Raw genomic sequence first — 23,245 nt, forward strand, 5'->3', positions numbered from 1 at the left:
GTCCCGTGTTTCCAGATCGCCAAATGGCAAACCGTCCGGCGCGATCATTTCACGCCGGACGGTGGCCATGCAACACCTGCCTTGCCGTGAGGGCTTCAGCGCATGTCTTCCACCGAGACCCAGCCCTTGGTGCCGAAGCTGTCCTGGACCTCGATGAACAGACCCTGCCGCTGGCCGGTGGGGGTGAGAGCGGTTCCGGCGCGCACGGAACGCAGGGTTGCGGACTTTGCATCGGCTGCTGCCAGCAGCTTGGTATCGACTGCCGCCGTCGCTGCCGGAAGCGCGGCAGGTGCCGTCGCTGCCGGCGCCAGCGAGGCCAGCGCGGAACGCTGCGCGGAGATGCCGTTGAACGCCTTGATGAAGGCTTCGATCAGCATCTGGCCATCCTTGCTTCCGGCATAGGCCGCGCCCGTGGCGCCATTGGCAATCGCGCCGATGGTGCCGCCACCGGCAAGGCCGCCACCGCTGCCAAACGAGATCGTCGTCTTCTTGACCTCGCCCGAACCGGTCGCCACGGTCTGCCCGCTGGCCGGGCTGATAAGGCGGATACCGGCGGCCACCACCTTCTTCTTGCCGCCAAAGCCGCCGAACATGCCCAGCATTGACCCCCCGCCGGGAATGCCGCGCAGCATCCCGCTGGCCGCGCCCGAACGGACCAGCCCCTCCATGGCGACGCCCTTGGCGGTCTCGATGGACTTGTCGACTTCCTCCTTGTCGCCTGCGATCACGTTCATCAGGAAGTTTGCCGGTTTGCCGCTGGCAGCGTCGTGGATGGAAAAGCACCCTGATTCGCGCGCAAGCGCGGCAATCAGTTCGCGCGGAGAGCCGAGGCCGTATTTCGTCCAGCCCTGCGTATCGCCATCGACCAGCGCCACCGTGCCGAGGCTCTTCTCGCACTTGTCGAGCGTGACCGGCGGCTCCTTGTCGGCAGCCACCGCGCTTGCGGAAAAAGTGCCGATCAGGCCGGCGGCAATGGCCAGCCGGGTGGCAGTCGATGCAATGATGCTGGATTTGCGAAGCATTTCGGACACCCCTTGATTACCCCCGCCGTTCTCACCGTCGGCGCAGGGCGGATCATGCGCCCAAGCCCGCGCCGGTCACAGACAAGAGTGCCGTCATTGAAATGACAAATACTGTTAGGCGGGCGGACACTGCGCGCCTCTGTCGCAGCCGGGGCGGGCGCGCTATAGGCCGGATCATGCAGCAAGAACCGATCCTCGTGCTCACCACCGGCGGCACCATCGACAAGGCCTATTTCGACGCGCTGAGCGAATACCAGATCGTTGAAAGCGGCATTCCCGCGCTCATCGCCGAGGCGCGCGTTGCCCTGCCGTTCCGCGTGGTCGAGCTCATGCGCAAGGACAGTCTTGAACTGACCGATGCCGACCGTGCCCTGATTGCTGCCGCCGTGCGCGAGGCACCCGAAGCGCGCGTTGTCATCACCCACGGCACCGATACGATGACCGAAACGGCCAAGGCGCTCAGCGGGATCGAAGGCAAGACCGTGGTGCTGACCGGGGCGCTTTCTCCGGCCCGCTTTGCCGAAACCGATGCCCCCTTCAACCTCGGCATGGCCTTCGCCACCGCCCAGACCGCGGCCCCCGGCGTGTGGATCGCGATGAGCGGTCAGGTCTTCGACGGACGGAAAGTCAGGAAAGACCGCGCGGCGGGCAAGTTCGTGGCGATCGACTGACCCGCACCGCGTCAGGGCAGCGGGTCAGCCCCGGTCATTCCCACTCGATCGTGCCGGGCGGCTTCGACGTGTAGTCATAGACCACGCGGTTGATGCCCTTGACCTCGTTGACGATGCGCGTGGCCACGCGGCTGAGGAAGCCTGCATCAAAGGGATAGATGTCCGCGGTCATGCCGTCGGTGCTGGTGACGGCGCGCAGCGCGCAGACGCTGTCATAAGTGCGTCCGTCGCCCATCACGCCAACGGTCTTCACCGGCAGCAGCACGGCAAAGGCCTGCCAGATCGCGTCATAAAGGCCCGCGTTGCGGATTTCCTCAAGGTAGATCGCGTCTGCCTTGCGCAGGATGTCGCAGCGCTCCTTCGTCACCTCGCCGGGAATGCGGATGGCAAGGCCGGGGCCGGGGAAGGGGTGACGGCCGACGAAGATTTCCGGCAGGCCAAGTTCCCGGCCCAGCGCGCGCACTTCGTCCTTGAACAGTTCGCGCAGCGGTTCGACCAGCTTCATGTTCATGCGTTCGGGCAGGCCGCCGACGTTGTGGTGGCTCTTGATCGTGACCGAAGGGCCGCCGGTAAAGGATACCGATTCGATCACGTCCGGATAGAGCGTGCCCTGTGCCAGAAAATCGGCGCCGCCAACCTGCCTCGCTTCAGCTTCGAACACGTCGATGAAGGTCTTGCCGATGAACTTGCGCTTGGCTTCCGGGTCGGTCACGCCCGCCAGGCCGCCAAGGAACAGCGCCGAGACATCCTTGTGGACCAGCGGAATGTTGTAGTGGCCACGGAACAGCGATACGACCTGTTCGGCCTCACCCATGCGCATCAGCCCGTGGTCCACGAACACGCAGGTGAGCTGGTCGCCGATTGCCTCGTGGATCAGCACGGCGGCAACGGCCGAATCGACCCCGCCCGAAAGCCCGCAGATCACGCGGGAATCACCCACCTGCTCGCGGATCTCGGCAATCTTGGTGCGGCGGAACTCGGCCATCGTCCAGTCGCCTGCACAGCCGCACACGTGCCGCACGAAGTTGGCGATCAGCTTGCCGCCATCGGGCGTGTGGACCACTTCGGGGTGGAACTGCATCCCGTAATAGCGTTTCTCGTCATTGGCGATGACCGCAAAGGGCGCACCATCCGAGACAGCCACGATCCGGAAGCCGGGCGCGAACTGCGTCACCTTGTCGCCATGGCTCATCCAGACCTGATGGCGCTCACCCACGGCCCATAGCCCGTCGAACAGGACGCACGGTTCGGTAACGGTCAGGAACGCGCGGCCAAACTCGCCCGAATCGCCCGGCTCCACCCTGCCGCCAAGCTGGTGAGTCATCACCTGCTGACCATAGCAGATGCCGAGGATGGGCAGGCCGCTGTCGAACAGCACCTGCGGCGCGCGGGGCGATCCTTCGGCGGGAACGCTGGCGGGCGATCCGGAAAGGATGATGCCCTTGGGCTTCATCCGGTGAAATGCGGCTTCGGCCTGGCTGAACGGCGCGATCTCGGAATAGACCCCGGCCTCGCGCACGCGGCGCGCGATAAGCTGCGTAACCTGGCTGCCGAAATCGACGATCAGGATGGATTCTGAAGGCTGGATGCTCATGGTTGGCCGATAGGGGGAAGGGCCGTTTCTGTCCAGATGGGGCGGAGAATGTGACAATTGCGTTACATGCAACTGCGCGTGCCGGCTTCGCACTTGCAGCATACGCCTAAAAGCGTATTTGCGACCCCGGTTCCAATGCTTCCAGCCCACCCTGCCGGACAGCCAAGGACCGGGGAGAATGCCTGCAAGGGTGAACCACATGAGGAGGTACACCATGCGCAGCATCACTGCGATCGCGCTTCCGATCATCCTTGCCGCTGGTCTCAGCAGCATGATGTTCGGCGCCACGCTCGCCTGAGCGAGGCAACAGAGCGTTGCACGACAAAAGCGGCTGCCCCGGCGGGGCAGCCGTTTTGTTTGTCCGGCACGGCATGACCTTCTCTCGCCCGCACACGAAGTGACAGGCTTCTAACCCCTGTCTCCCGGCGCTAGTCTGCGCGGTGATGACCGTCACCCGTTTCGCCCCCAGCCCCAACGGCCCGCTCCACCTGGGTCATGCATATTCCGCAATCGTGTCCCATGACCGGGCCATGCGGGATGGCGGCACCTTTCTTCTGCGCATCGAGGATATCGACGGCGCCCGTTCCCGCCCCGAACTGGCCGAGGAGTTCCGCGAGGATCTGCGCTGGCTGCGGCTCGATTTCCGCGAGGTGGCGCCGCAATCAAGCCGGATCTCTGCCTATCGCACCGCCGCGAATGAACTGCGCGCCATGGGCCTGCTCTATCCCTGCACCTGCACTCGCGCCGAAGTGGCGGCCGCGGCCGTGGCGCATGGCCCGGATGGCCCGCTCTATCCCGGCACCTGCCTGCGCCGCGGCCCGGTGCCGGGGCCGGGGGTGGCGTGGCGGCTCGATATGGAGCAGGCCACGCTGATTGCCGGGGCGCTGGAGTGGACCGACGAGCGCCATGGCACGCAGCAGGCCCGTCCCGAACTGTTCGGCGATGTCGTGCTGTGGCGAAAGGATGCGCCCGCCAGCTACCATCTGGCAGCAACACTGGATGATGCGGCAGACGGCGTCACCCATGTCACGCGCGGGGTGGACCTGTTCCAGTCTACCCACATCCACCGGCTCCTGCAGCATCTCCTCGGTCTGCCGGTGCCTGTCTGGCACCACCATCCGGTGCTGGTCGAGGCCGATGGCCGCAAGCTGGCCAAGCGCCGCGATGCCCCCGCACTGGCCGACCGCCGCCGCGCCGGAGAAGACGGGCGTGCCGTCGCGGCCGAAGTGCGGGCTACCCTATTTGACACTGGTATTTCACTGTCCGACGCCATAGATCAGCGGGCATGAACTATGTGCTGATCCCGCTGATTATCATCTTCACCGTCATGACGGTGGTGTCTCTGGTGCGCGGGATCATCGCGTTCCTGAACAGCACCAAGGAAGATCTGAACCGCGATCCGTCATCGGGCGCAACGGCCAACCAGCTGCTCCAGAACAGGATGATGTTCAATCGCATCAAGTTTCAGGGGCTGGCCGTGCTGACCGTGGCGATCCTGCTCGCTTTCTCGCGCTGATTGCGCCCGCCCATGGTCAAGCTCAACCGGATCTACACCCGCACGGGCGATGATGGCACGACCGGGCTGGTCGATGGTTCGCGCCGGGCCAAGCACGATGCGCGGATGCAGGCCATCGGTGATGTAGACGAGGCCAACAGTCTGATCGGCCTTGCCGCAGTTGCCGCTTCCGAAGTCACCGCGCGCAATCTCCAGCGTATCCAGAACGACCTGTTCGATCTTGGCGCCGATCTTGCGACACCGGGCGATGATTTCACGCCTTCGGAGATGGTGCTGCGCATTGTTGCAAGCCAGGTGGAATGGCTGGAAGCCGCGATCGATGCCTTGAACGAAGGCTTGCCGCCGCTGACCAGTTTCATCCTTCCAGGCGGTTCCGAAGCAGCGGCGCGCATCCATGTCGCCCGTGCGGCGGTGCGGCGGGCCGAGCGCAGCGCCGTGGCGCTGGCCAGCGCCGAAGCCGTCAATCCGCAGGCTCTGGCCTATCTCAACCGGCTTTCCGATTTCCTCTTCGTGCTGGCGCGCGCCACCAACGCCGGGCAAGACCCGCTGTGGGTGCCCGGAGCCTCGCGTTAGGCGCAGGTAGACTTGGCCGGGAACGCCGGTTAGGCAGCCTCGCAAACAGGATTTTGGCGAGGGAATCAGATGATAAGGACAGTTGCGGTTATCGGTGCGGGCCAGATGGGTTCAGGCATCGCACAGGTTTCGGCGCAGGCTGGCATGAAGGTGCTGCTTGGTGACGTATCGGTCGAACTGGCCGAGAAGGCAAAGGACAAGATCGCCAAGGGTCTGTCAAAGCTGGTCGAAAAGGGCAAGGTCGATGCCGCACTGGCCGCGTCGACCGTTGCCAACCTTCACACCTTTGCCGATCACGCCGCGCTTGCAGAAGCCGATCTGGTGATCGAGGCCGCGACCGAGCGCGAGGACATCAAGCACAAGATCTTCCAGTCCGCCGGGCAGCATCTTGCGCCCCACGCGATCATGGCAACGAACACGTCCTCCATTCCCATCACGCGCATGGCGGTGTCCTCGCCCGATCCGGAACGCTTCATCGGCATCCACTTCTTCAATCCCGTGCCGCTGATGAAGCTGGTCGAGGTCATCCCCGGCCTTGCCTCCTCGGTTTCCACCATCGAGAGCGTGCGCGGCTATGTGGCCGCAATCGGCAAGGAAATCGTGCTTTCGCAGGATGAGCCGGGTTTCATCGTCAATCGCATCTTCGTGCCCTTCATCAACGAGGCCGCCTTCGTGCTGGGCAGCGGCACCGGTTCGATCGTGGATATCGACAAGGGCGTGAAGCTGGGCCTGAATCATCCCATGGGGCCGCTTGAACTGGCCGATTTCATCGGGCTGGACACCCTGCTGGAAATCATGAAGATCTACCTCGCATCGACCGGCGATCCCAAGTATCGGCCCGCGCCTCTGCTCCAGAAGTATGTCGAGGCAGGCTGGCTCGGCCGCAAGTCGGGCCGCGGCTTCTATGACTATTCCGGCGAGGTTCCCGTTCCCACCCGCTGACAAGCGGCGTGCATTCCGGGCTGGCGTGCGTGCCGGCCCGGATACTCAATCGGGCCATGCGCCGTGCGCCTCGTTTCCGTTCGCTTCCATCTGGATATCCTCCGCCAGTTCCGGCTCAGGCTCCACAGGCTCGCCCGCATCCATTGCATCGTCAAAACCGCCTGCCATGGGCGCAGGCCCTGCCGGCTGCGGGTTCCACGGAGCGGGGCCGGGATCCTGTCCGGATGATCGGGCATCCTTTTGCGAGGACACGATGGTCCGCGCGCCGTCGGCTCCTGAAAACAGCAGTGCCGCAAACGCCAAAAGGCCCAGCACCGCCAGCACGATTTCCGGGCGGATGCGCGGTCTATGGGAACGCATGGCCGTTCTCCCGCAGTTGATGGTAAATCCGCGCTGATCTCTTTCGGGTCAGTTAAGCATCGTGGCTAATTTGTTAAGAATCGGATGCCTGCATGTTTCCAGCTCTTCCTTCGGCCTTTCCCGTAGTCGGCCTGCTTGTCGTGTCGAACCTGTTCATGACCGTGGCGTGGTATTGGCACATCAGGGGCGACGCGGCCGAGATTGCAGCGCGGCCGCTTGTATGGGTCATCCTTACCAGCTGGGGCATTGCCCTGTTCGAATATTGCCTCGCGGTTCCCGCAAACCGGCTTGGCGCCTTGCACGGTTGGAGCGCGGGCCAGCTGAAGATAACGCAGGAAGCCATTGCGCTGACCGTGTTCGGGGTGTTCATGGTGCTCTTTCTCAAGGAGCCACTGCACTGGCGCCATCTGGCCGCCTTCGGCTGCATCATGGCGGCCGTGTTCTTCCTGTTTTCCGGCAAATGAGCGAACGGCTTGCAGGGCAGGCTCGCGCGCTGATGCCTGAGCGGGAATACGCACGCTAATCCCGCCAAGAGGCATCGCCTCAGGGATCTGGCCAGAATCCCTGAACGGTGAAATGCGGCAATCACTGGCGCGGCAACTGGTGCGCCGCGGCGGGTGCATGAGCCCGGTTCAGGCCGCGCGCAGCCCTGAAACCGCCTTGGCGCCGCGATCCGTGGCCGAAAGCCCATCAAACACGGCATCGATGATCCGCGCCAGCTTGTCGGTGTTCAGCCGTTCCATTGCGATCATCATGGTCTGGAGCGAGCAGTAGGGCGCGCACATCTGGTTCACCAGACTGATCGTTTCATCGATCTCCAGTCCGGCAAAGTAGCCATCGTGCATTGCCTGCGCGATGATCTCGCCAAGGTAGTGGTCGGCCAGATCGATGTAGCTGCGCACCTGCTCGAAATAGTCGCTGCCGACATCGATATAGGTCTGGAGCTTGACCGGATCGTCTTCCCATTTTGCGCGCATCATCAGGAAGCGGCGGGCAAAGAACTCGAACATCTTGCGGCGCGGCGGCAGATCGCTGGCCAGCACATCTTCCATGGTTTCGACCATGGGCTGGAACCAGTGGTCGGCAATTGCCTCCATCAGCTCCTCGCGCGTCTCGAAATAGCGGGCAAGGCTGGCCGAAGACATGCCGGCACGCGCCGCCAGTTCCGCAAGATTGAGGCCCGCCCCGCCGCGCTCTTCGATCATCGTCTGCGCCAGATCGACGAGCCTTGCCCGCATGGCGTCTCGGTCACTGTCGGAAAGGGCCATGGCGGTTTCGCGTCCTCGTGGGGAACTTTCTCCATTGTAGGGATGCACCGCGCCCTTGCCAATGCCCGCTCCGCTCCTTTCAGTGATCGCGCCGGCGAAGTTTGCGTCCCTTGTGCCTTCAAACCTGCACGTTGTTGGTCTAGGAGCCTGCCAACCGGTTGCACTTGCTACGAAAAAGGCTCCTCCGTCCAATGCTTCAGCCCGCCTGCCGCCGCCTGTTCCGTTTTGGCCCTGCGCTGCTTGTCCCAGTCCTGCTTGGCGCCTGCGCTGCCCCCATGGCCGGAACTGGTCCGGCAGCGCCTGTCGAAGTGGGCATCATCGGCATCAATGATTTTCATGGCAGCCTTGAGCCGCCACGCCAGTCGGTCAACGTTGCGGATGGCAAGGGCGGCGTGATTCCGGTTCCGGCAGGCGGCGCGGCCTGGCTGGCTTCTGCGATTGACAGCGTGCGTGGCAAATATGCCCATGCGCTCACGGTTTCGGCCGGAGACATGATCTCCGCCTCGCAGCTTGCGTCCTCGCTCTATCTCGATGAACCCACGATCGGCGTGATGAACCGCATCGGGGTGGATTTCAACGCGGTAGGCAATCATGAGTTCGACCGCGGCCAGCAGGAACTGCTGCGGATGCAGAACGGCGGCTGCGAAAAGTTTACCGCCAAGCAGCCCTGTGCGCTTGAACCCTTCACAGGCGCGCGCTTTCGCTATCTTGCCGCCAGCACCCGGCGGGCCGATGGTTCCACCCTGTTTCCGGCAACCGGCATCCGGACCTTCGGCAAGGGGCGCAATGCCGTTACTGTCGGGGTCATCGGCCTGACGCTCAAGGGCACGCCCAACCTCGTCAATCCCACGGGCATTGCGGGGCTGACGTTCGAGGACGAGGCCGAGACGATCAATGCTGCTGTTCCCATGCTGAAAAAGCAGGGCGCGGACGCCATCGTCGTGCTGATCCACGAGGGCGGCCGCACCAAAGGGGAGCCCGATCCGCAGGGTTGCAATGACTTTGCCGGAGATATCCGGCCGATCCTCGACCGGCTGGACAGCCGGGTGGACGTCGTGGTTTCGGGCCACACGCACTGGGCCTATGTGTGCGATTATGGCGCTCTCAACCCGGAAAAGCCCTTCCTGCTGACAAGCGCGGGCGTTTACGGCGAACTGGTGACGGACATTACCCTGAAGATCGATCCCGTTGCGGGAAGGGTCGTGTCCAAGCAGGCGCGCAATATCATCGTGCAGTCGGTGCCCTATGTCTCGACGCGCGGACCGCTTGAGAATACACCGCTGTTCCCGCTGTTCCAGCCACGTGCCGATATTGCGCAATACGTGGCGAAATATGTCGAGGCATCGAAGGCCTATACGCAGCGCCCCGTGGGCCGGATCGACCGTCCTGCCCCCAAGACCGACGGGAGCGACGGCGGCGGCGCGCTGGGCTATCTCGTCGCGGATGCGCAGCTTGCGGCCACCCGTGCTGCCGGCGCCGAAATTGCCTTCATGAACCCCTTCGGCCTTCGCGCCCCGCTGGTGCCCGCGGCCGATGGCACGCTGACCTTCGGTGACATCTACCAGTGCCAGCCCTTCGGCAACAATGTCGTCACCCAGACCATGACCGGGGCTGAAATCAAGGCCGTGCTGGAGGAAGGGCTTGACGATACCGGCCCGAAGCAGGCGCTGGCACCCTCAACCGGATTTGCCTTCACCTATGATCTGGCGCGGCCCGCGGGTGATCGTGTCGTCTCGATCCGGTTCAATGGCCAGCCGCTCGACATGGCCCGCACCTACCGCGTGACCGTCAACGGGTTCCTCGGCCTTGGCGGCGATGGCTTTTCGGGGTTTGTCGGCAAGCCCGATGGCGTGACCGGGCCGACCGACATAGATGCGCTGGAAAGCTGGCTCAAGGCTGCGCCGGTGCAGGCCGTGCCGCAGGACGTGCGGGTCGTTTCGGTGAAGTAAACCCGCACAGGTCAAGCGGGGCGAAGTTTCAGCCCCGCTTCGGCCACCACGGGACAAACCCCGATGTGCGCTCCACATAGGCCCGATACCCCGGTCGCCGCTCTTCCATGCCCTTTTCCAGCAGCGGCTTGCCCGACCACCTGGTGAGGGTGAAGGTGAGGAACAGGGGGCCGATCAGGCTGGCAAGGGCAACCCACACCCCCGCATCGGCCGCGGCGAGCCAGATGCCCCACCACACGCAGGCATCGCCGAAATAGTTGGGGTGGCGCGTGTAGCGCCACAGTCCCGTGGACAGCACCTTGCCCTTGTTGGCCGGATCGGCGCGGAAGGCGCTGAGCTGCGCATCGCCCACGGCTTCAAACACCATGCCCACCAGCCACAATGCCGCCCCAAGCAGCGCCAGCGCTCCCGGCGGGGCGGGGGCGGGGCTGGCCAGAATGCCAAGCTGCGCGGGCAGGCAGGTGATGAACAGCAGCAGCGCCTGCGGGGCAAAGACGAACTTCAGCGCGGCGTCCGCGAAACGCCCCTGTGCCTTGGCCTTGCCCAGCATTCTGGCATAGCGCGGGTCTTCGCCATGCGCCCGCCACCGGGTGTAGAGATGCCAAGCAAGCCGCGCCGCCCAGATCATCGCCATGCCCGCAATCAGGCTGGCCCTTGCGCCGGCCTCTCCCGGCAGATGGAGCCATGATGCCAGTGCCATCACGCCCATGCCGCCGCCCCACACCGCATCAATGAAGCTGACATCGCCGATCTTCACCGCCACACGCCACAGCACAAGCATTCCCGCAGCCAGAATGGCGGCATTCAGCAGCAGCGGGGCAAGCAGGGCATCAGGCATCGTCCAGGTCCGGCAGGCTGGCCAGACCGCGGCCCGGATGGCGCGGCGTGACCTTGCGGTAGAGTTCGAAGATCTTGCGCATATCGGCCGCATAATCGCCAGATGGCCAGATGGCCGGGCCAAGGCCGCCGGTCCTGGTGCCGTAGTCCATCATGCCCACCACCATCGGCACCTTGGCCTTGAGGGCTATGTGATAGAACCCGCTGCGCCATTCGCCCACCTTGCTGCGCGTGCCTTCGGGCGCGATGGTCAGCATGAAGCGATCCCGCCGGGCAAACTCGGCCACCATGGCGTCCACCACGTTGCGGCGGGCCGATCGATCGATCGAAACCCCGCCCATGTCGCGCATGAAGCCGCCCAGCGGCCAGCGGAAAAGGCTGTCCTTGGCCATGAAATGCGGCCTGATTCCCAGATCTTCGGTCAGTCCGATGAAATAGAGGAAATCCCAGTTCGACGTATGCGGCGCGGCAATGATGACGCAGCGCCCGTCGGCAGGCGGGGTGCCCACCGCCTTCCAGCCCCGGCTGCGATAGAACCAGACCAGCGCCTTGCGCACGATCCGCGAGAGCAGGCTCGGCCTGCGATCATCAATCCTCCCTGCGTCGGTCCTGCCCATCAGTTTCCCCCCGGCGCGAGGATAGCGGCGCCGGGACAGGTTGTCGATTGCGTGGCCGATTGTGCATGTTGGCATGGCGGCCTATGTGGTGGCCAGTCTCTGTGTGGAACCCCTTGCGCCATGGCCTTTTTTACCAAGAACCCCAAGTTCGACTGGATCCTGCGCTGCGGCTGGAAGGGGCTGTGCCCGCGCTGCGCGAAGGCGCCGATGTTCAATGGCTGGCTGCGCCTTCAGAAAACATGCCCCCACTGCGGGCTCGATTACCAGTTCGCCAATGCCGATGATGGCCCCGCCTTCTTTGCGCTGTGCATCACCGCGTTTCCGCTCACTTTCGTCGCGGTCTGGCTGGAGGTTGCCTACTCTCCGCCGTGGTGGGTGCATGTCCTTACATCGGTGCCCATCCTCGGCATCGGCTGCCTTGCGACATTGCGCCCGTTCAAGGGCTGGCTCGTGGCCTCGCAATATGTGAACCGCGCGATCGAGGCGGGAACCGAGGATCTGTGGGCCAAGCTCAACGCGCGCGAGAAGGAAACGGACTGAAGCTGGCGCTCAGGCCGCTTTCCACCGCAAAGGCAGTGCCTTGAACCCGCCCACGAAGGTGGAGTTCACGCGCTTTGGTTCGCCCGCCAGTTCAAGGCTGTCCACCCGGTCCAGCAGCACGTCAAGCAGGATGCGCATTTCCAGCCGCGCCAGGTGCAGGCCGAGGCACTGGTGCGAACCTGCGCCAAAGGCAATGTGCCGGTTGGCAGGCCGTGTCGGATCGAAGGCGCGCGGATCGGGGAACTGTGCCGGATCGTGGTTGGCCGCCACATAGTTCAGCATCAGCCAGTCACCCGCGTTGATCCTTTGACCGCCCAGTTCGGTGTCGACCGCCGCCGTGCGCATGAAGTGCTGAACGGGTGTGGTCCAGCGGATGGCTTCTTCCACGATGCCGGGCAGCAGGCTGCGATCGGCCTTGGCGCGGGCGAAGAGATCCGGGTTGCGCGCCAGCGCCAGCGCCGCGCCCGAAGAGGATGCCGATGTCGTATCATGCCCGGCGCTGGCAACGATGATGTAATAGCCTGCCGTGTCGCGGTCGCTCATCGGCTCTCCGTCGATCATGGCATTGGCGATCACGGTGGCCACATCGTCGGTGGGATTGCGCCTGCGTTCCGCCGCCAGACCGGCGAAATAGCGTTCGAACTCGGCCACCGCGCCTGCCACGATGGCGCTGATCTGTTCGGGCGGCAGGTTGCGGATGCCCGACTTGTTCATGTCCTCGTCCTGTCCGCCGAACATCTGCTGGGTCAGGAACAGCATCTTCGCCTCGTCTTCAGGCGGCACACCAAGAATCTGCATGATGACATGAAGCGGATAGGGCGCGGCGACGAGCGCCATGAAATCCCCCTCGCCGCCATTGGCATCGCCGGCTGCCAGCATTCGGTCGATGGCCTCGTTGGCGATCTTGCGGATCTCGCCGTCCAGCCGGGCAAGGTTCTTGGGCATGAACCAGTCCTGCGTCAGGCGACGCATCTTCGGATGCTTGGGTGCATCCATCTGCACCAGCGATTCCACCAGATGCGGGCTGCCACCAGTGATCGAGCGTGCCAGCGCATCGCCCACGCGCAGGGTGAACACCGCCGACTTGGGATTGTTGAGGAACGTGGCGTTGTCCTTGCTGACCTTCATCACCGCATCGAAGCCCGATACCAGCCAGAAAGGCTCGTGCGTGTCATCCGGATCGATCACCTTGCCCACCGGCATCACGCTGCGCAGGGCATCGAACTGGTCGAGCAGCGGATCCCATGCGCCATAGCTTTTCGGATCGATGACCGCCCGGCCGATTTCGGCGGGAACAAGGTGTTCTGCTGTCATCATGCTGGTTCCTTCAAACACCGGTTCAGGCATCGGCCTTGGGGGCAGAGGCTTCGTGGGCCTGTTTGTATTCATCGCGCAGGAGGCGCTTGAACAGCTTGCCCGTCGGTTCGCGCGGCAGTTCCTCGCGGAAGTCGATCTGCCGCGGCATCTTGATCCGCGAAAGCTGCGGGGCCAGCCAGTCCGACAGTTCCTGTGCCAGTGCCGGGCCAGCCTCGGCCATATCGCGCGGCTGGACCACGGCCACCACCTTTTCGCCCATATCCGGATCAGGCGCGCCGATCACGGCCACGTCGGCCACCTTGGGGTGCGTGACCAGCAGGTTCTCGATCTCCTGCGGGTAGATATTCACCCCGCCGGAAATGATCATGAAGCTCTTCCGGTCGGTCAGGAACAGATAGCCGTCCTCGTCCACCCAGCCCACATCGCCAAGGCTCGTCCAGCCGTGCTTGTTGGTGGCATCGCGGGTCTTTTCAGGGTCGTTGTGGTAGCTGAAGGGGCTTCCCCCTTCGAAGAAGACCTGCCCTTCGGTGCGCGGCGGCACCTCGTCGCCGTTTTCGTCGCAGATGCGGATCGTGCCCAGCAGCGCGCGGCCGACCGATCCGGGGCGCTGCAACCATTCCTCGCTGGAAATAAAGGTGAAGCCGTTGCCTTCGGTCCCCGCATAGTATTCGCGCACGATCGGGCCCCACCAAGCAATCATTGCCTGTTTGACCGGAACCGGACAGGGCGCGGCAGCGTGGATGGCGCATTTCAGGCTGGATGTGTCATATCTGGCGCGCACCTCGTCGGGCAGCTTGAGCATCCGCACGAAATGCGTGGGCACCCACTGGCTGTCTGTCACCTTGTATTTCTCGATCAGTTGCAGGGCGTGTTCGGGATCGAACTTCTCCATCGCCACCACGGTGCCGCCCATGCGATGGATGGTCATGCACCAGCGCAGCGGGGCTGCATGATAGAGCGGCGCGGGCGAAAGATAGACCGCGTCTCCGGTAATCCCGAATGCCTGCGCGGCAATGCCGATGAGCGAATTGACTGCGCCGATTTCCGGGTCTTCGGGCAGGGGAATGCGCACGCCCTTCGGCTTGCCGGTCGTGCCGGAAGAATAGAGCATGTCGCATCCCGCGCGCTCGTCTGCAATCGGTGTATCGGGCATGGTGGCAAGCGCCGCATCAAGCGACATCGGCCCATCGGTGTCGAAGCGCAGTTGCGGCACTTCCGGGGCCAGCCTTGCCACTTCGTCCAGCACCGGGGCGGTATAGGCCGATCCGATCAGCAGGCGGCTGCCGCTGTCCCTGGCGATGTAGGCGATTTCGGGTGCGGCGAGCCGGCTCGATACCGCCACATAGACAAGACCCGCGCGCTGCGCTCCCCAGGCAAGCGCAAAGTAGTCTGCCCGGTTTTCAAGGCACAGCGCGATGGTATCGCCGATCTCAAGGCCCCTTGACCGCAGAAGCTGGGCGAAGCGGTTCGATGCGGCATCAAGTTCGGCGTAGGTCAGCATCTTGCCGCTGCCGCCCATGATGACCGCCGGACGGTGGGGATTGCGCGCGGCATGGAACTTGGGGTGGAAGTGCGCCTGGGGTTGCACGGCCTCGTCCTCTCTCGTTCTTCGTGTGGCAGATTCGCCCTGCCTGCTTCGGCCAAAGCTTAATCGATCGGTTAAGGGGTGCAACCGCCATTTGCGCCTTCGCTGCCGGGCAGCAACAGCAATTCATGCCGGATTCCCTCAGGTTGCGCGCATCGGGCAAGCGGCCTACGGACGGGCCAACCCGTTCCGGGACATTTGCGAGAAGGCCAGCCCCATGATTGCACGCGAACTTCTTGGCACGGCGCAGGTGCCCGGCGGTGAGGAACTGCGGCTCTACCGCCATGATCGCGATTTCATGATTGTGCTGGGTGCTAATGAACTGATGAGCACCCGCCAGAACGGCTCGGAAATCGCGCTGGCAACGCAAAGCATCGCCCGCATCGCGAGGGCGCAGCGCCCTGCCCTGCTGATCGGCGGCTACGGCATGGGCTTCACGCTGCGCGCCGCGCTGGAAAAGCTGCCCGCCGATGCGCAGGTGACGGTTGCCGAACTCGTGCCCGAAATCATCCAGTGGGCAAGAGGGCCGATGCAGGCGCTTGAGGCAGGATGCCTTGATGATCCGCGCGTGCGGCTGGTCATGGCTGATGTGGCCGATGTGATTTCAGCCAATGCCCTTCCGGTGGGCGGCACCGGCTACGATGCGATCCTGCTGGATGTCGACAACGGCCCTGACGGCCTTGTGCGGCAGGGCAACAACCGGCTCTATTCGATGCGTGGCCTGCGCACCGCGATGGATGCACTGCGCCCCGGCGGTGTGCTGGCGATCTGGTCTGCCGCGCGCGACGCCAATTTCACCCAGCGGCTGAAAGCGGCGGGCTTTGTGGTTGAAGAAGTGGAAGTGCGCGCCCGCACCAATGGCAAGGGCGCAAAGCACGTGATCTGGTTCGCAACGGTTTAGCTTATGCCCCGCTCAGCTTGCGCCGCAGCAGACGGCGGACCAGCCACGGCTCCAGAAAGCGGCCGACCAGATAGAGAATGACGAAGAAGCCCGCGAAGACATAGGCTGCCGTGGCCGAAGGCTTGCGCTTGCGGCTGCCGCCTTCGCCGTCCTTTGGCTTTTCCGGCGCAGGCGCGCCCAGCATCTTGTCGATGGGGTGCAGTTCCAGAACCTTCTTCTCGTCCTTCTTGGCCTTCTCCGGCTCGGCCTTGGCTTTCGCTTCGGCCTTGGCCTTCTGGTATTCCCCGGCGGCCAGGGTGATCTGGCCAAAGCCGATGAACAGCAGCGGCAGCAGGAAGCAGAACAGCAGGATCCGGCTGGTCAGCCGGTAGCGCACAACCGGCCCGGCAGCGCCCACATCAACCGCAAGCGTGCCCTTTTCGAACGCTGAGAGCGTGTCCTGCGCCGCAGGATCTTTCTTGGCATAGTGCAGCGTGCCGGCTTCGCGCACATAGCTGGTGCGCGGCGCTTCGGCAAAGATCGGTTCGATCCGGTCCAGCGCTTCATCAGCGCTCAGCCCGTCCGGCAGGGGAACTTCGCCGCGCGCCGTCCAGATCCAGTCGATCAGCCGAAGGTTTCCGCCGTCCCTGACAGTGCGCTGTTCGCCGCCGCTGATGGGTGTCGCAGATTCTGGCCAGGCCGATGATGCCACGTCGCTTACTCCGCCGGGATTGCAGCGTGATCGTCAAATCCGCCAGTGGTAGTGCGGCGGCCAAGGCGCGCCCTGATCGATTTCCATCCTTCCGAGAAGGGGAAGTGCATGGCCTCGCGGATCGACATGCGGCGGCCGCCTTCCATGCCCAGCAGTTCCGCTTCGCCATCCACGCAGGTTCCGAAGATGCGGTCGATGAAGATCCACGTGCCCGAATAGTTGCTGCGGCTCGCCTCGTAGTCCTGCGAATGGTGCACGCTGTGATGTTCGGTGGTGTTGAAGATGAATCGCCACCATGCAGGCGTGTTGAAGCGCACGTTGATGTGCTGATAGGTGCTCACCGCCATGCCGAAGGTGCCGGCCAGCAGGAAGGCCCGCGGCAGAAAGTCGAAGAACCCGCCGATGCCCAGTCCGATCAGGAACAGTTCCACCGGATTGCCGACCGCGCCCTTGTTGATGTTGAGTTGGGTGATGTAGTGGTGCGGCGCGTGGGTCAGCCACAGGGGATACCAGTTGTGCATCCCGCGGTGCATCCAGTATTGCCCGAAATCGAAAATGAACGAGATCAGGAATGCCTGCACCAGAAGCGGCAGCCCGGTGAACCAGTTCAGTTTGCCGAAGTCGAAGCTGCCCTGAATAGCGGTGATGATCGCATCCGAACCGATGAAGCTGTCAACCACGCGCAGGATGGTGTAACCCAGCCCGACATAGAACAGGTCCGTCACCAGTTCCTTCCAGGTAAGCTGCCAGCTGCGGAAGCGCGGGTTCACCCATTCCAGCGCAAGGAGGAACACCTTGAAGCCGATGCCGATATAGAGCGCGGTCGATGCCTTCGCGATGTCGTTCGGGGCATAATACCAGAACAGGATCAGCGCGAAGAGCACGGTGGGCTGGAACCACGTGAAGAAGGCTCGCTTGAAGGGGCCGCCTTCCACCTTCGGCACATTCTCCCATCCGATGGTGACGGGTGAATCCGCGCCGATGATCCGGTTGCCAACCTGAACGCCTGCCATATCGCTTTTCCCAGTAATAACAAACGGCTACTTGCGTAATACTGATCTGCGAATCAGTAATATCACCGTCGTTACCTGCCGCGCTGGCCCTCGGTCGTATACGCGCCGAATGACGTATGCGGGGTTTCACCGCAGCCCAAGGATGACCCGTTCTCCCAGAAGGCCGTCAGCGTAGCGGACGCGGACCGTATCGGGGCGGCTGCGCGCAAGCCGTTGCCACATGTCCTCGGCAATGAAGAGCCGCCCGGCCGCGATCGGCGGTGCCTGGATCAGCGGTTCAACCCGTGCCCAATGATAGAGGCCCCGCTGGCGGGTCTTCTGGCTGGTCTCAAGCCCGGCCAGCCGCATCGTGCTTTCGCGCTCGTCATGCAGAATGCTGCCGTTGATGCTTGGCAGAATGCCCAGCGTCCAGACCGGCCATCCCATCATTCCTGTCACCGCGCAAAGGCAGCCCACCAGAATCCGGAAGTGGCGCTGATCGTGCTGCCGTGCCGTGCGATGCCACACGAGTGCGGCGGTCAGCGTCGATGCGATCAGGCCCTCGAACTTCAATCCCGATCCCGGTGCGATCTGGCGGGGCCATGCTTCGCCGATGGTTACGATCAGCGCCAGTGTCAGCATAAAGGGCAGCGCGAAAGGCAGCATGATCTGCCAGGGGAGATTTCGGGCGGGGCGTTTGCCATGCCGATTGCGGCGTTCGTCCATGCGCCCTGCCATAAGCCGATTCGCGTTACCGGCAGGTCAAGACTGGCAGCGCGCTGCCCGGCAAGGCTCAGGTTTCAATCACGGGCAATTCGAGACTGGAAGAAGAGCGAGACAAAAAGAAAAGGGCGCCACGATCGGCGCCCCTTTCCGCATCCTCTCCAAGATGCAATGCGGCAGGCTTTTGCCTTGTCCGTTTGAGCCTGACTGAACCTTATTCTTCAGGTCCGCCCATGTGATCGTGCTCTTCCGAGGCGTAAAGCGCTTCGCCCTTGCCGTGCATGTAGGGCATGGGGTTCACCGCTTCACCGGCAACACGCACTTCATAGTGCAGGTGGGGGCCGGTCGAACGGCCGGTCGAACCGACATAGCCGATGATGTCTCCCTTGCGCACCTGCTGCCCTTCGGCAACCGCGATCCGCGACATGTGGCCATAGCGCGTTTCCATGGCAGCGCCGTGGCCAAGCTGGACATAGAGACCATAGCCGCCGAACCAGTCAGCCCTTTCGACCACGCCATCAGCCGTGGCGCGGATAGGCGTGCCGGTGGGGGCGGAAAGATCAACACCCTTGTGCGCGCGGCGGCCGCCCAGCACCGGATGCTCGCGCATGCCGAAGTTGCTGGAAAGTCGGCTGATGGCAACCGGGATCAGGGTGGGGATGGAAACTGAAGTGGGGCGGCTGGCCACGGGCTTTGCCGCAGGAAGGATGCCATTGTCGAGCTGCTGCCAGCTTGAGAAAAGGCGGCGGAACTCTTCATCGCCGCGATCAGCGGGAACGCCTGCCTTGGCAGCTTCGACGTTGCGGAGCGGGGCGGCCACATCAACAGCGGCGCTGTTGGCGAATGCCGGGGCGGAAGCGAATGCAACAACTGCCGAAAGGGCGCTGAATGCAGTCTTGAAGGCTTTGATGTTGAAGAACATTACGACCCTTGTGACCCTTTTCTTCCGCTTTCCGGCTCCGGCCTTTTGCGGCCTTTGGGGAGCCGGTCCGCGCCAACCCAAGGCGAACCCAGCTTTGGACAGCGGACCGGATCGGCCCTGCTGCCCGGTATTTTCAGAGCTGGTCGGAAACCCCCCGCCATCTCGTGAGTTGGGGTAGGCGAGGGTGTTGCGCTTAGGCAACCCCTGCCATGAAATCGCGCGACAGACCGGCTGATCGACGCGCCGAGTCGTTGAACGGCGGCTTAACCACGCCGCGAAAGTGCCGTTCGACCAAGGTTTTCCAATGGCGCGGCGGCGATTCCCCGCGTTCTTCGCACACCGCGATGAAATGGGTTGTGCCAAACCGCACATGGCGGATTTCGTCGTCAAGGATTCGTTTCAGTATCCGTGCCGAGCGTTCGTCGCCCGCTGCCCGGAAGCGTTCGATCGTGAGCGGCGTCACGTCCAGCCCGCGCGCCTCCAGCACCATGGGCACCACGGCAAGCCGCGCGGCGACATCGTGCGCGGTCTCGCGCGCGGCATCCCACAGGCCGTCGTGGGCGGGCATTGCCCCGTAAAAGCTGCCCATCGTGCGCAGGCGGCGCGCCAGCAGGGCAAAGTGCATCGCCTCGTCCGCGGCAACCGAAAGCCAGTCGTCCACGAAAGTTCGCCCCATCTGTTCGCCGAACCGGCCGACTGCATCGAGCGCAAGGTCGATTGCCACGAACTCGATATGGGCCAGCGCGTGGATCAGCGCGATGCGCCCCCGTTCCGATCCGCCGCGCCCGCGCTTGGGCATCGCGGCGGGCGGGAGCAGTTGGGGCCGGGCGGGGCGGCCGGGCACATCGGGCATGGCCACGTCGAAGGCAAAGGCAAGCGCACCTGCGCCCCAGCGCCGCACTACCTCGCGTGTAGCCATGACCTTGGCCCGCGGCTCGGCGGCCAGCATGGCTGCGCGAACCGCCTGCGCCAGAGTCTCTCCGATCCGGCCGTCTTCCCTCATGCGCCTGCGACCTGTCAGAGCGCCCGCGCCGCCGCCAGCACCTCTTCGGCGTGGCCCTTGACCTTCACCTTGTTCCAGACCTGCGCGATCCGGCCATCCGGCCCGACCAGATAGGTCGTGCGCTCCATGCCCATGTAGGTGCGGCCATACATCGACTTTTCGGTCCAGATGCCGAGGGCATCGGAAACACCCCCCGTTTCGGCATCGGTGGCGAGCGGCACGGTAAGGCCGTGCTTCGCGGCAAACTTCGCATGCTTTGCGGGTGGATCCTTGCTCACCCCCAGAACGGCCACGCCCGCAGCCTCGAAATCGGCGTGAAGTGCCGAAAAGTCCTTGTTCTCAGTGGTGCAGCCGGGGGTGTCGTCCTTGGGATAGAAGAACACGACCAGCTTGCGTCCGGCAAAGTCCGCTGCCTTAACGCTGCCGCCATCGGGCGTTGTCATCGCCATATCGGGAAACGCATCGCCCGCTCCAATTCGTCCGCTCATCCTTGTTCAACCTCCAGTTCGATCCCGAAAACCTGCCGCCATCCGAGGCAAACCTGCCGCCGTGCCGCGAGAACTGCCGAAAGCAGGCCGTCCCAGTCGTCGCAGCCGCATGCCCGCGCGACGATGCCCCGGCTCGCCTCCGGCGGATACATGCCATCAGGGGCAACCAGCCGCACCACCACCAGCAGCCGGGTCATCAGATCGTGCGCGGCCCGCAGGCCGGATGGCAGAAGACCCTCTTCCTCAAGCACCCGCACTGCCTCGCCAAGGTCGGGCGTATGGGCAAGGTGCGCGTGCAGTTGCAGGAAGTGGACCATGAACTCGATGTCCACCAGCCCGCCGCGCGCCAGCTTCACGTCGAGCGGCCCCTTGGGCGGCTTGTGTTCCGCCATGGTGACGCGCATTTCCAGCACATCGGCGCGCAACTTTGCCGGATCGCGCGGCGCGTCCTGCACCCGCCTGATGATGGCGCACAGGCGGTTGCGGTCTGCCGACGTGCCGAACAGGGGGCGTGCGCGGCACAGCGCCATGTGTTCCCATGTCCAGGCGTCCTCGCACTGGTATCGCTCGAAGCTGTCGAGGCTTACCGAAATCGGACCCTGTGCGCCCGATGGGCGCAGCCGCGTGTCCACCTCATAGAGCGCGCCCGCCGCCGTCGGCACCGAGAGCGCCGCGATCACCCGCTGCGCCAGCCGGTTGTAATAGAGCGTTGCGCCCAGCGGGCGGCGTCCATCGGATTCGCCGCCGTGGTCGCCGCTGAACAGGAACACCAGATCAAGGTCCGAAGCGTGGGTGAGCGCAGCCCCGCCCAGCCGCCCAAGGCCGAGAATGGCAAGATCGCTGTCCGGCACGACGCCGTGATTGTGCCGGAACTCCTCGATTGCGGCGCGGCCCAGCACCAGAATGGCAGCCTCGGCCACGCGGCTGAGCGCGGCCGCCACGGCAAGCGGATCATGCTGCCCTTCAATGAGCTGCACTCCCAGGGCAAAGCGCATCTCGCCCACCCGCACGCGCACATTGTCGAGCAGACGCTGGTAATCGTCGCCCGCCTCGCCGCGCGCGAGTTCGACCGCTATGTCCTCGACGCTGCCGGGCAGATCGAAGGCGCTGCGATCAATCAGGGTATCCAGCAGGTCCGACCGGCGCGCCAGCTCGTCGGCCAGAACCGGCGCATGGGCAAGGATGCGCATGACCACCGCCATCAGGCCAGGACGCGCATCAAGCAGGCGGAACACGTTGATTGCGCTGGGCAGCCCGCCCAGCAACTGTTCCCAACGCAGCAGCGCGCGTTCGGGATCGGGGGCTTCGGCCAGAGCGCGCAGCAGGTGCGGGCGCATGTGGGCAAAGGCTTCGCGGGCCTCGGCCGAGCGCAGGCAGCGGTATTGCCCGCCGTCCCAGCCATCGACCCGCGTGGCCAGTGCTTCGGCATTATCAAAGCCCAGCGCCTCCAGTTCCGCCGCCAGCGGGGTTGCCTCCACCGTAACCGCGCCAGTTGGCGCAAAGGTTGCAATCAGCGCATCGAACCGGCTGCCGACGGTTTCCGAAATCTCCGCAAGCTCCGCGATCAGCGCCTCGCCGCCCGGCAAGCCGTCAAGCCGTGCCACCGCTTCAATACCAGCGCTATCCATGGGGAGCGCATGGGTCTGCTGGTCGGCCATCATCTGCAAGCGGTGTTCCAGCGTGCGCAGGCGGTCATAGCATTCGCCCATGATGTGCGCGTCATCGGCCGCGATGATGCCCGCCTGCGCCAGCGCATCAAGGCTGGCGCGCGTGCCGCGAAGGCGCAGCGAGGGATTGCGTCCGCCATGAATCAACTGGTGCGTCTGGGCAAAGAACTCCACCTCGCGGATGCCGCCGCGCCCGCGCTTGAGATCATAGCCAGGGCCAATGGCCTGCCCTGCGGAGTAGTGATCGCGGATGCGCGTGGTCAGGCGCCCGATTTCGGCAATCGCGCCGAAATCAAGGCTGCGCCGCCACACGAAGGGGCGGATCGTATCGAGGAATGCCTGCCCGGCAGCCACATCGCCCGATGCGGCGCGGGCGCGGATGTAGGCAGCGCGCTCCCACGCCAGCGCGCTCGATTCGTAATGGGTGATCGCCGCATCGAAGGGCAGGGCCAAAGGGCTGACTTCCGAGGCGGGACGAAGCCTCAGGTCGACCCGGAAGACATATCCCTCGTCTGTCACGGCCGACATGATTTCCATCAGTGCGCGCGCCACGCGCTGCGCGGCCTCGGCCGGATCATCGCGGTCCCGCCGGGGCAGGACATCGGGATCGTAAAGCAGGATCGGATCGATATCCGACGAATAGTTCAGTTCCTGTGCGCCGTGCTTGCCCAGAGCGATGGCGGCAAAGCCAGCGGGCGCGGCATCGGGCGTGCGACGTCGGATGGCGGCGGCAATGGCGGCATCGAGCGAACGGTCCGCAAAATCCGACAGTTCGGAAACGACGCGCGCAAGGGGAAAGGCGCCCGCCAGATCGCCGATGGCCACGACGAGCGCCAGCGCCAGCCGCTCGCGTCGCAGGGCAACTGCGATATCGTCGATGCCGTTTCCCGCTGCACGGGCCTGTCTCAGCGCCTCCTCCACCTCGCCGGATGCCAGCAGCACTTCCAGTTCGGGCAGCCGGTCCAGCGCGCGCGACAGGAACGGCGCGCAAGTGCGGGCGCGGGCAAGGGCGTGGGCGAAGTCGTGCGCTGTTTCGTTCATCGCGCCTTGCGATGCCCGCATTGGCC

The 23,245-nt window shown here is 64.3% G+C and carries 24 protein-coding genes; 9 read left to right on the forward strand and 15 right to left on the reverse strand.

The features are described 5' to 3' along the window. Positions 1–95 precede the first annotated feature (95 nt). Positions 96–1,022: an SH3 domain-containing protein gene (locus tag DKM43_RS09945; RefSeq protein WP_109798477.1), complete on the reverse strand. Its 927-nt coding sequence runs from the start codon at positions 1,020–1,022 to the stop codon at positions 96–98. Between the two features lie 176 nt (positions 1,023–1,198). Between DKM43_RS09945 and DKM43_RS09950 the strand changes: the two genes are divergently transcribed. Then, positions 1,199–1,693: an asparaginase domain-containing protein gene (locus DKM43_RS09950; RefSeq protein WP_109798330.1), complete on the forward strand. Its 495-nt coding sequence runs from the start codon at positions 1,199–1,201 to the stop codon at positions 1,691–1,693. A gap of 34 nt (positions 1,694–1,727) precedes the next feature. Here the strand turns inward: DKM43_RS09950 and guaA are convergent, their stop codons facing one another. Continuing rightward, on the reverse strand, positions 1,728–3,287 hold the full coding sequence (gene guaA, locus DKM43_RS09955; RefSeq protein WP_109798331.1) for a glutamine-hydrolyzing GMP synthase: 1,560 nt from the start codon (positions 3,285–3,287) through the stop codon (positions 1,728–1,730). A 443-nt stretch (positions 3,288–3,730) separates the two neighbouring features. Here guaA and gluQRS point away from each other — a divergent pair, with 443 nt between their 5' ends. From gluQRS to DKM43_RS09975, 4 genes are all read left to right on the forward strand, one after another. After that, positions 3,731–4,576 carry a tRNA glutamyl-Q(34) synthetase GluQRS gene (gluQRS, locus tag DKM43_RS09960; RefSeq protein WP_109798332.1) on the forward strand — a complete coding sequence of 282 codons (846 nt, stop codon included), beginning with the start codon at positions 3,731–3,733 and terminating at the stop codon, positions 4,574–4,576. Continuing rightward, positions 4,573–4,803: an HIG1 domain-containing protein gene (locus tag DKM43_RS09965; protein WP_109798333.1), complete on the forward strand. Its 231-nt coding sequence runs from the start codon at positions 4,573–4,575 to the stop codon at positions 4,801–4,803. Before gluQRS ends, DKM43_RS09965 begins: the two co-directional genes overlap by 4 nt. A gap of 12 nt (positions 4,804–4,815) precedes the next feature. Then, complete coding sequence (locus tag DKM43_RS09970) at positions 4,816–5,376, forward strand: cob(I)yrinic acid a,c-diamide adenosyltransferase (RefSeq protein ID WP_109798334.1); 561 nt, start codon at positions 4,816–4,818, stop codon at positions 5,374–5,376. Positions 5,377–5,445: 69 nt separating this feature from the next. Beyond that, positions 5,446–6,318, forward strand: a complete 873-nt coding sequence (locus DKM43_RS09975; protein ID WP_109798335.1) for a 3-hydroxyacyl-CoA dehydrogenase NAD-binding domain-containing protein — start codon at positions 5,446–5,448, stop codon at positions 6,316–6,318. Between the two features lie 45 nt (positions 6,319–6,363). Here DKM43_RS09975 and DKM43_RS09980 read toward each other — a convergent pair whose 3' ends face one another. Further along, positions 6,364–6,678 (reverse strand): hypothetical protein, encoded by a 315-nt coding sequence (locus tag DKM43_RS09980; RefSeq protein WP_109798336.1) that lies wholly within the window; start codon positions 6,676–6,678, stop codon positions 6,364–6,366. A gap of 92 nt (positions 6,679–6,770) precedes the next feature. Between DKM43_RS09980 and DKM43_RS09985 the strand changes: the two genes are divergently transcribed. Continuing rightward, positions 6,771–7,142, forward strand: coding sequence for a DMT family protein (locus tag DKM43_RS09985; protein WP_109798337.1), 372 nt, complete (start codon positions 6,771–6,773; stop codon positions 7,140–7,142). A 168-nt stretch (positions 7,143–7,310) separates the two neighbouring features. On the opposite strand, the gene DKM43_RS09990 is transcribed toward DKM43_RS09985, so the two are convergent. Continuing rightward, positions 7,311–7,946 carry a TetR/AcrR family transcriptional regulator gene (locus tag DKM43_RS09990; RefSeq protein ID WP_109798338.1) on the reverse strand — a complete coding sequence of 212 codons (636 nt, stop codon included), beginning with the start codon at positions 7,944–7,946 and terminating at the stop codon, positions 7,311–7,313. Between the two features lie 191 nt (positions 7,947–8,137). Between DKM43_RS09990 and DKM43_RS09995 the strand changes: the two genes are divergently transcribed. Then, positions 8,138–9,895: a bifunctional metallophosphatase/5'-nucleotidase gene (locus DKM43_RS09995; RefSeq protein WP_109798339.1), complete on the forward strand. Its 1,758-nt coding sequence runs from the start codon at positions 8,138–8,140 to the stop codon at positions 9,893–9,895. Between the two features lie 28 nt (positions 9,896–9,923). On the opposite strand, the gene DKM43_RS10000 is transcribed toward DKM43_RS09995, so the two are convergent. Together DKM43_RS10000 and DKM43_RS10005 are read right to left on the reverse strand one after the other, a co-directional pair. Beyond that, positions 9,924–10,733 carry a DUF1295 domain-containing protein gene (locus DKM43_RS10000; RefSeq protein ID WP_201739829.1) on the reverse strand — a complete coding sequence of 270 codons (810 nt, stop codon included), beginning with the start codon at positions 10,731–10,733 and terminating at the stop codon, positions 9,924–9,926. Continuing rightward, positions 10,726–11,349 (reverse strand): lysophospholipid acyltransferase family protein, encoded by a 624-nt coding sequence (locus tag DKM43_RS10005; RefSeq protein WP_109798340.1) that lies wholly within the window; start codon positions 11,347–11,349, stop codon positions 10,726–10,728. The genes DKM43_RS10000 and DKM43_RS10005 overlap by 8 nt, the downstream gene beginning before the upstream one ends. A gap of 120 nt (positions 11,350–11,469) precedes the next feature. On the opposite strand from DKM43_RS10005, the gene DKM43_RS10010 reads away from it, so the two are divergent. Further along, complete coding sequence (locus DKM43_RS10010) at positions 11,470–11,889, forward strand: DUF983 domain-containing protein (protein ID WP_109798341.1); 420 nt, start codon at positions 11,470–11,472, stop codon at positions 11,887–11,889. A gap of 9 nt (positions 11,890–11,898) precedes the next feature. On the opposite strand, the gene DKM43_RS10015 is transcribed toward DKM43_RS10010, so the two are convergent. Beyond that, on the reverse strand, positions 11,899–13,206 hold the full coding sequence (locus DKM43_RS10015; RefSeq protein ID WP_407938489.1) for a cytochrome P450: 1,308 nt from the start codon (positions 13,204–13,206) through the stop codon (positions 11,899–11,901). Between the two features lie 22 nt (positions 13,207–13,228). Further along, positions 13,229–14,794 (reverse strand): acyl-CoA synthetase, encoded by a 1,566-nt coding sequence (locus tag DKM43_RS10020; protein ID WP_201739830.1) that lies wholly within the window; start codon positions 14,792–14,794, stop codon positions 13,229–13,231. Between the two features lie 214 nt (positions 14,795–15,008). Between DKM43_RS10020 and DKM43_RS10025 the strand changes: the two genes are divergently transcribed. Beyond that, a complete protein-coding gene (locus DKM43_RS10025; RefSeq protein WP_109798342.1) occupies positions 15,009–15,692 on the forward strand; it encodes a polyamine aminopropyltransferase in 684 nt (227 codons plus the stop codon). Between the two features lies 1 nt (position 15,693). Here the strand turns inward: DKM43_RS10025 and DKM43_RS10030 are convergent, their stop codons facing one another. The 7 genes from DKM43_RS10030 to DKM43_RS10060 form a co-directional block, all read right to left on the reverse strand. After that, positions 15,694–16,383 carry a hypothetical protein gene (locus DKM43_RS10030; protein WP_236632498.1) on the reverse strand — a complete coding sequence of 230 codons (690 nt, stop codon included), beginning with the start codon at positions 16,381–16,383 and terminating at the stop codon, positions 15,694–15,696. 5 nt (positions 16,384–16,388) lie between these two features. Next, positions 16,389–17,396, reverse strand: a complete 1,008-nt coding sequence (locus DKM43_RS10035) for a sterol desaturase family protein (protein WP_109798343.1) — start codon at positions 17,394–17,396, stop codon at positions 16,389–16,391. 126 nt (positions 17,397–17,522) lie between these two features. Then, entirely contained in the window at positions 17,523–18,041 is a 519-nt protein-coding gene (locus DKM43_RS10040; RefSeq protein ID WP_145960498.1) for a hypothetical protein, read from the reverse strand. A 271-nt stretch (positions 18,042–18,312) separates the two neighbouring features. Continuing rightward, positions 18,313–19,020: a M23 family metallopeptidase gene (locus DKM43_RS10045; RefSeq protein WP_109798345.1), complete on the reverse strand. Its 708-nt coding sequence runs from the start codon at positions 19,018–19,020 to the stop codon at positions 18,313–18,315. A gap of 193 nt (positions 19,021–19,213) precedes the next feature. Next, complete coding sequence (locus tag DKM43_RS10050; protein ID WP_109798346.1) at positions 19,214–20,023, reverse strand: ferritin-like domain-containing protein; 810 nt, start codon at positions 20,021–20,023, stop codon at positions 19,214–19,216. A gap of 14 nt (positions 20,024–20,037) precedes the next feature. Then, entirely contained in the window at positions 20,038–20,511 is a 474-nt protein-coding gene (locus tag DKM43_RS10055) for a peroxiredoxin (protein WP_109798347.1), read from the reverse strand. After that, positions 20,508–23,219, reverse strand: a complete 2,712-nt coding sequence (locus tag DKM43_RS10060) for a bifunctional [glutamine synthetase] adenylyltransferase/[glutamine synthetase]-adenylyl-L-tyrosine phosphorylase (RefSeq protein ID WP_109798482.1) — start codon at positions 23,217–23,219, stop codon at positions 20,508–20,510. The genes DKM43_RS10055 and DKM43_RS10060 overlap by 4 nt, the downstream gene beginning before the upstream one ends. Positions 23,220–23,245 lie beyond the last annotated feature (26 nt).

This window comes from Novosphingobium meiothermophilum, from assembly GCF_003171715.1.
In the GTDB taxonomy this organism is placed as follows: Bacteria; Pseudomonadota; Alphaproteobacteria; order Sphingomonadales; family Sphingomonadaceae; genus Novosphingobium; species Novosphingobium meiothermophilum.

Excerpts from the sequence above, each read along its gene's own strand:
- DKM43_RS09945 (WP_109798477.1), bottom strand. The coding sequence starts at position 1,022 with ATGCTTCGCAAATCCAGCATCATTGCATCGACTGCCACCCGGCTGGCC.
- DKM43_RS09950 (WP_109798330.1), top strand. The coding sequence starts at position 1,199 with ATGCAGCAAGAACCGATCCTCGTGCTCACCACCGGCGGCACCATCGAC.
- guaA (WP_109798331.1), bottom strand. The coding sequence starts at position 3,287 with ATGAGCATCCAGCCTTCAGAATCCATCCTGATCGTCGATTTCGGCAGC.
- gluQRS (WP_109798332.1), top strand. The coding sequence starts at position 3,731 with ATGACCGTCACCCGTTTCGCCCCCAGCCCCAACGGCCCGCTCCACCTG.
- DKM43_RS09965 (WP_109798333.1), top strand. The coding sequence starts at position 4,573 with ATGAACTATGTGCTGATCCCGCTGATTATCATCTTCACCGTCATGACG.
- DKM43_RS09970 (WP_109798334.1), top strand. The coding sequence starts at position 4,816 with ATGGTCAAGCTCAACCGGATCTACACCCGCACGGGCGATGATGGCACG.
- DKM43_RS09975 (WP_109798335.1), top strand. The coding sequence starts at position 5,446 with ATGATAAGGACAGTTGCGGTTATCGGTGCGGGCCAGATGGGTTCAGGC.
- DKM43_RS09980 (WP_109798336.1), bottom strand. The coding sequence starts at position 6,678 with ATGCGTTCCCATAGACCGCGCATCCGCCCGGAAATCGTGCTGGCGGTG.
- DKM43_RS09985 (WP_109798337.1), top strand. The coding sequence starts at position 6,771 with ATGTTTCCAGCTCTTCCTTCGGCCTTTCCCGTAGTCGGCCTGCTTGTC.
- DKM43_RS09990 (WP_109798338.1), bottom strand. The coding sequence starts at position 7,946 with ATGGCCCTTTCCGACAGTGACCGAGACGCCATGCGGGCAAGGCTCGTC.
- DKM43_RS09995 (WP_109798339.1), top strand. The coding sequence starts at position 8,138 with ATGCTTCAGCCCGCCTGCCGCCGCCTGTTCCGTTTTGGCCCTGCGCTG.
- DKM43_RS10000 (WP_201739829.1), bottom strand. The coding sequence starts at position 10,733 with ATGCCTGATGCCCTGCTTGCCCCGCTGCTGCTGAATGCCGCCATTCTG.
- DKM43_RS10005 (WP_109798340.1), bottom strand. The coding sequence starts at position 11,349 with ATGGGCAGGACCGACGCAGGGAGGATTGATGATCGCAGGCCGAGCCTG.
- DKM43_RS10010 (WP_109798341.1), top strand. The coding sequence starts at position 11,470 with ATGGCCTTTTTTACCAAGAACCCCAAGTTCGACTGGATCCTGCGCTGC.
- DKM43_RS10015 (WP_407938489.1), bottom strand. The coding sequence starts at position 13,206 with ATGATGACAGCAGAACACCTTGTTCCCGCCGAAATCGGCCGGGCGGTC.
- DKM43_RS10025 (WP_109798342.1), top strand. The coding sequence starts at position 15,009 with ATGATTGCACGCGAACTTCTTGGCACGGCGCAGGTGCCCGGCGGTGAG.
- DKM43_RS10035 (WP_109798343.1), bottom strand. The coding sequence starts at position 17,396 with ATGGCAGGCGTTCAGGTTGGCAACCGGATCATCGGCGCGGATTCACCC.
- DKM43_RS10040 (WP_145960498.1), bottom strand. The coding sequence starts at position 18,041 with ATGCTGCCTTTCGCGCTGCCCTTTATGCTGACACTGGCGCTGATCGTA.
- DKM43_RS10045 (WP_109798345.1), bottom strand. The coding sequence starts at position 19,020 with ATGTTCTTCAACATCAAAGCCTTCAAGACTGCATTCAGCGCCCTTTCG.
- DKM43_RS10050 (WP_109798346.1), bottom strand. The coding sequence starts at position 20,023 with ATGAGGGAAGACGGCCGGATCGGAGAGACTCTGGCGCAGGCGGTTCGC.
- DKM43_RS10055 (WP_109798347.1), bottom strand. The coding sequence starts at position 20,511 with ATGAGCGGACGAATTGGAGCGGGCGATGCGTTTCCCGATATGGCGATG.
- DKM43_RS10060 (WP_109798482.1), bottom strand. The coding sequence starts at position 23,219 with ATGAACGAAACAGCGCACGACTTCGCCCACGCCCTTGCCCGCGCCCGC.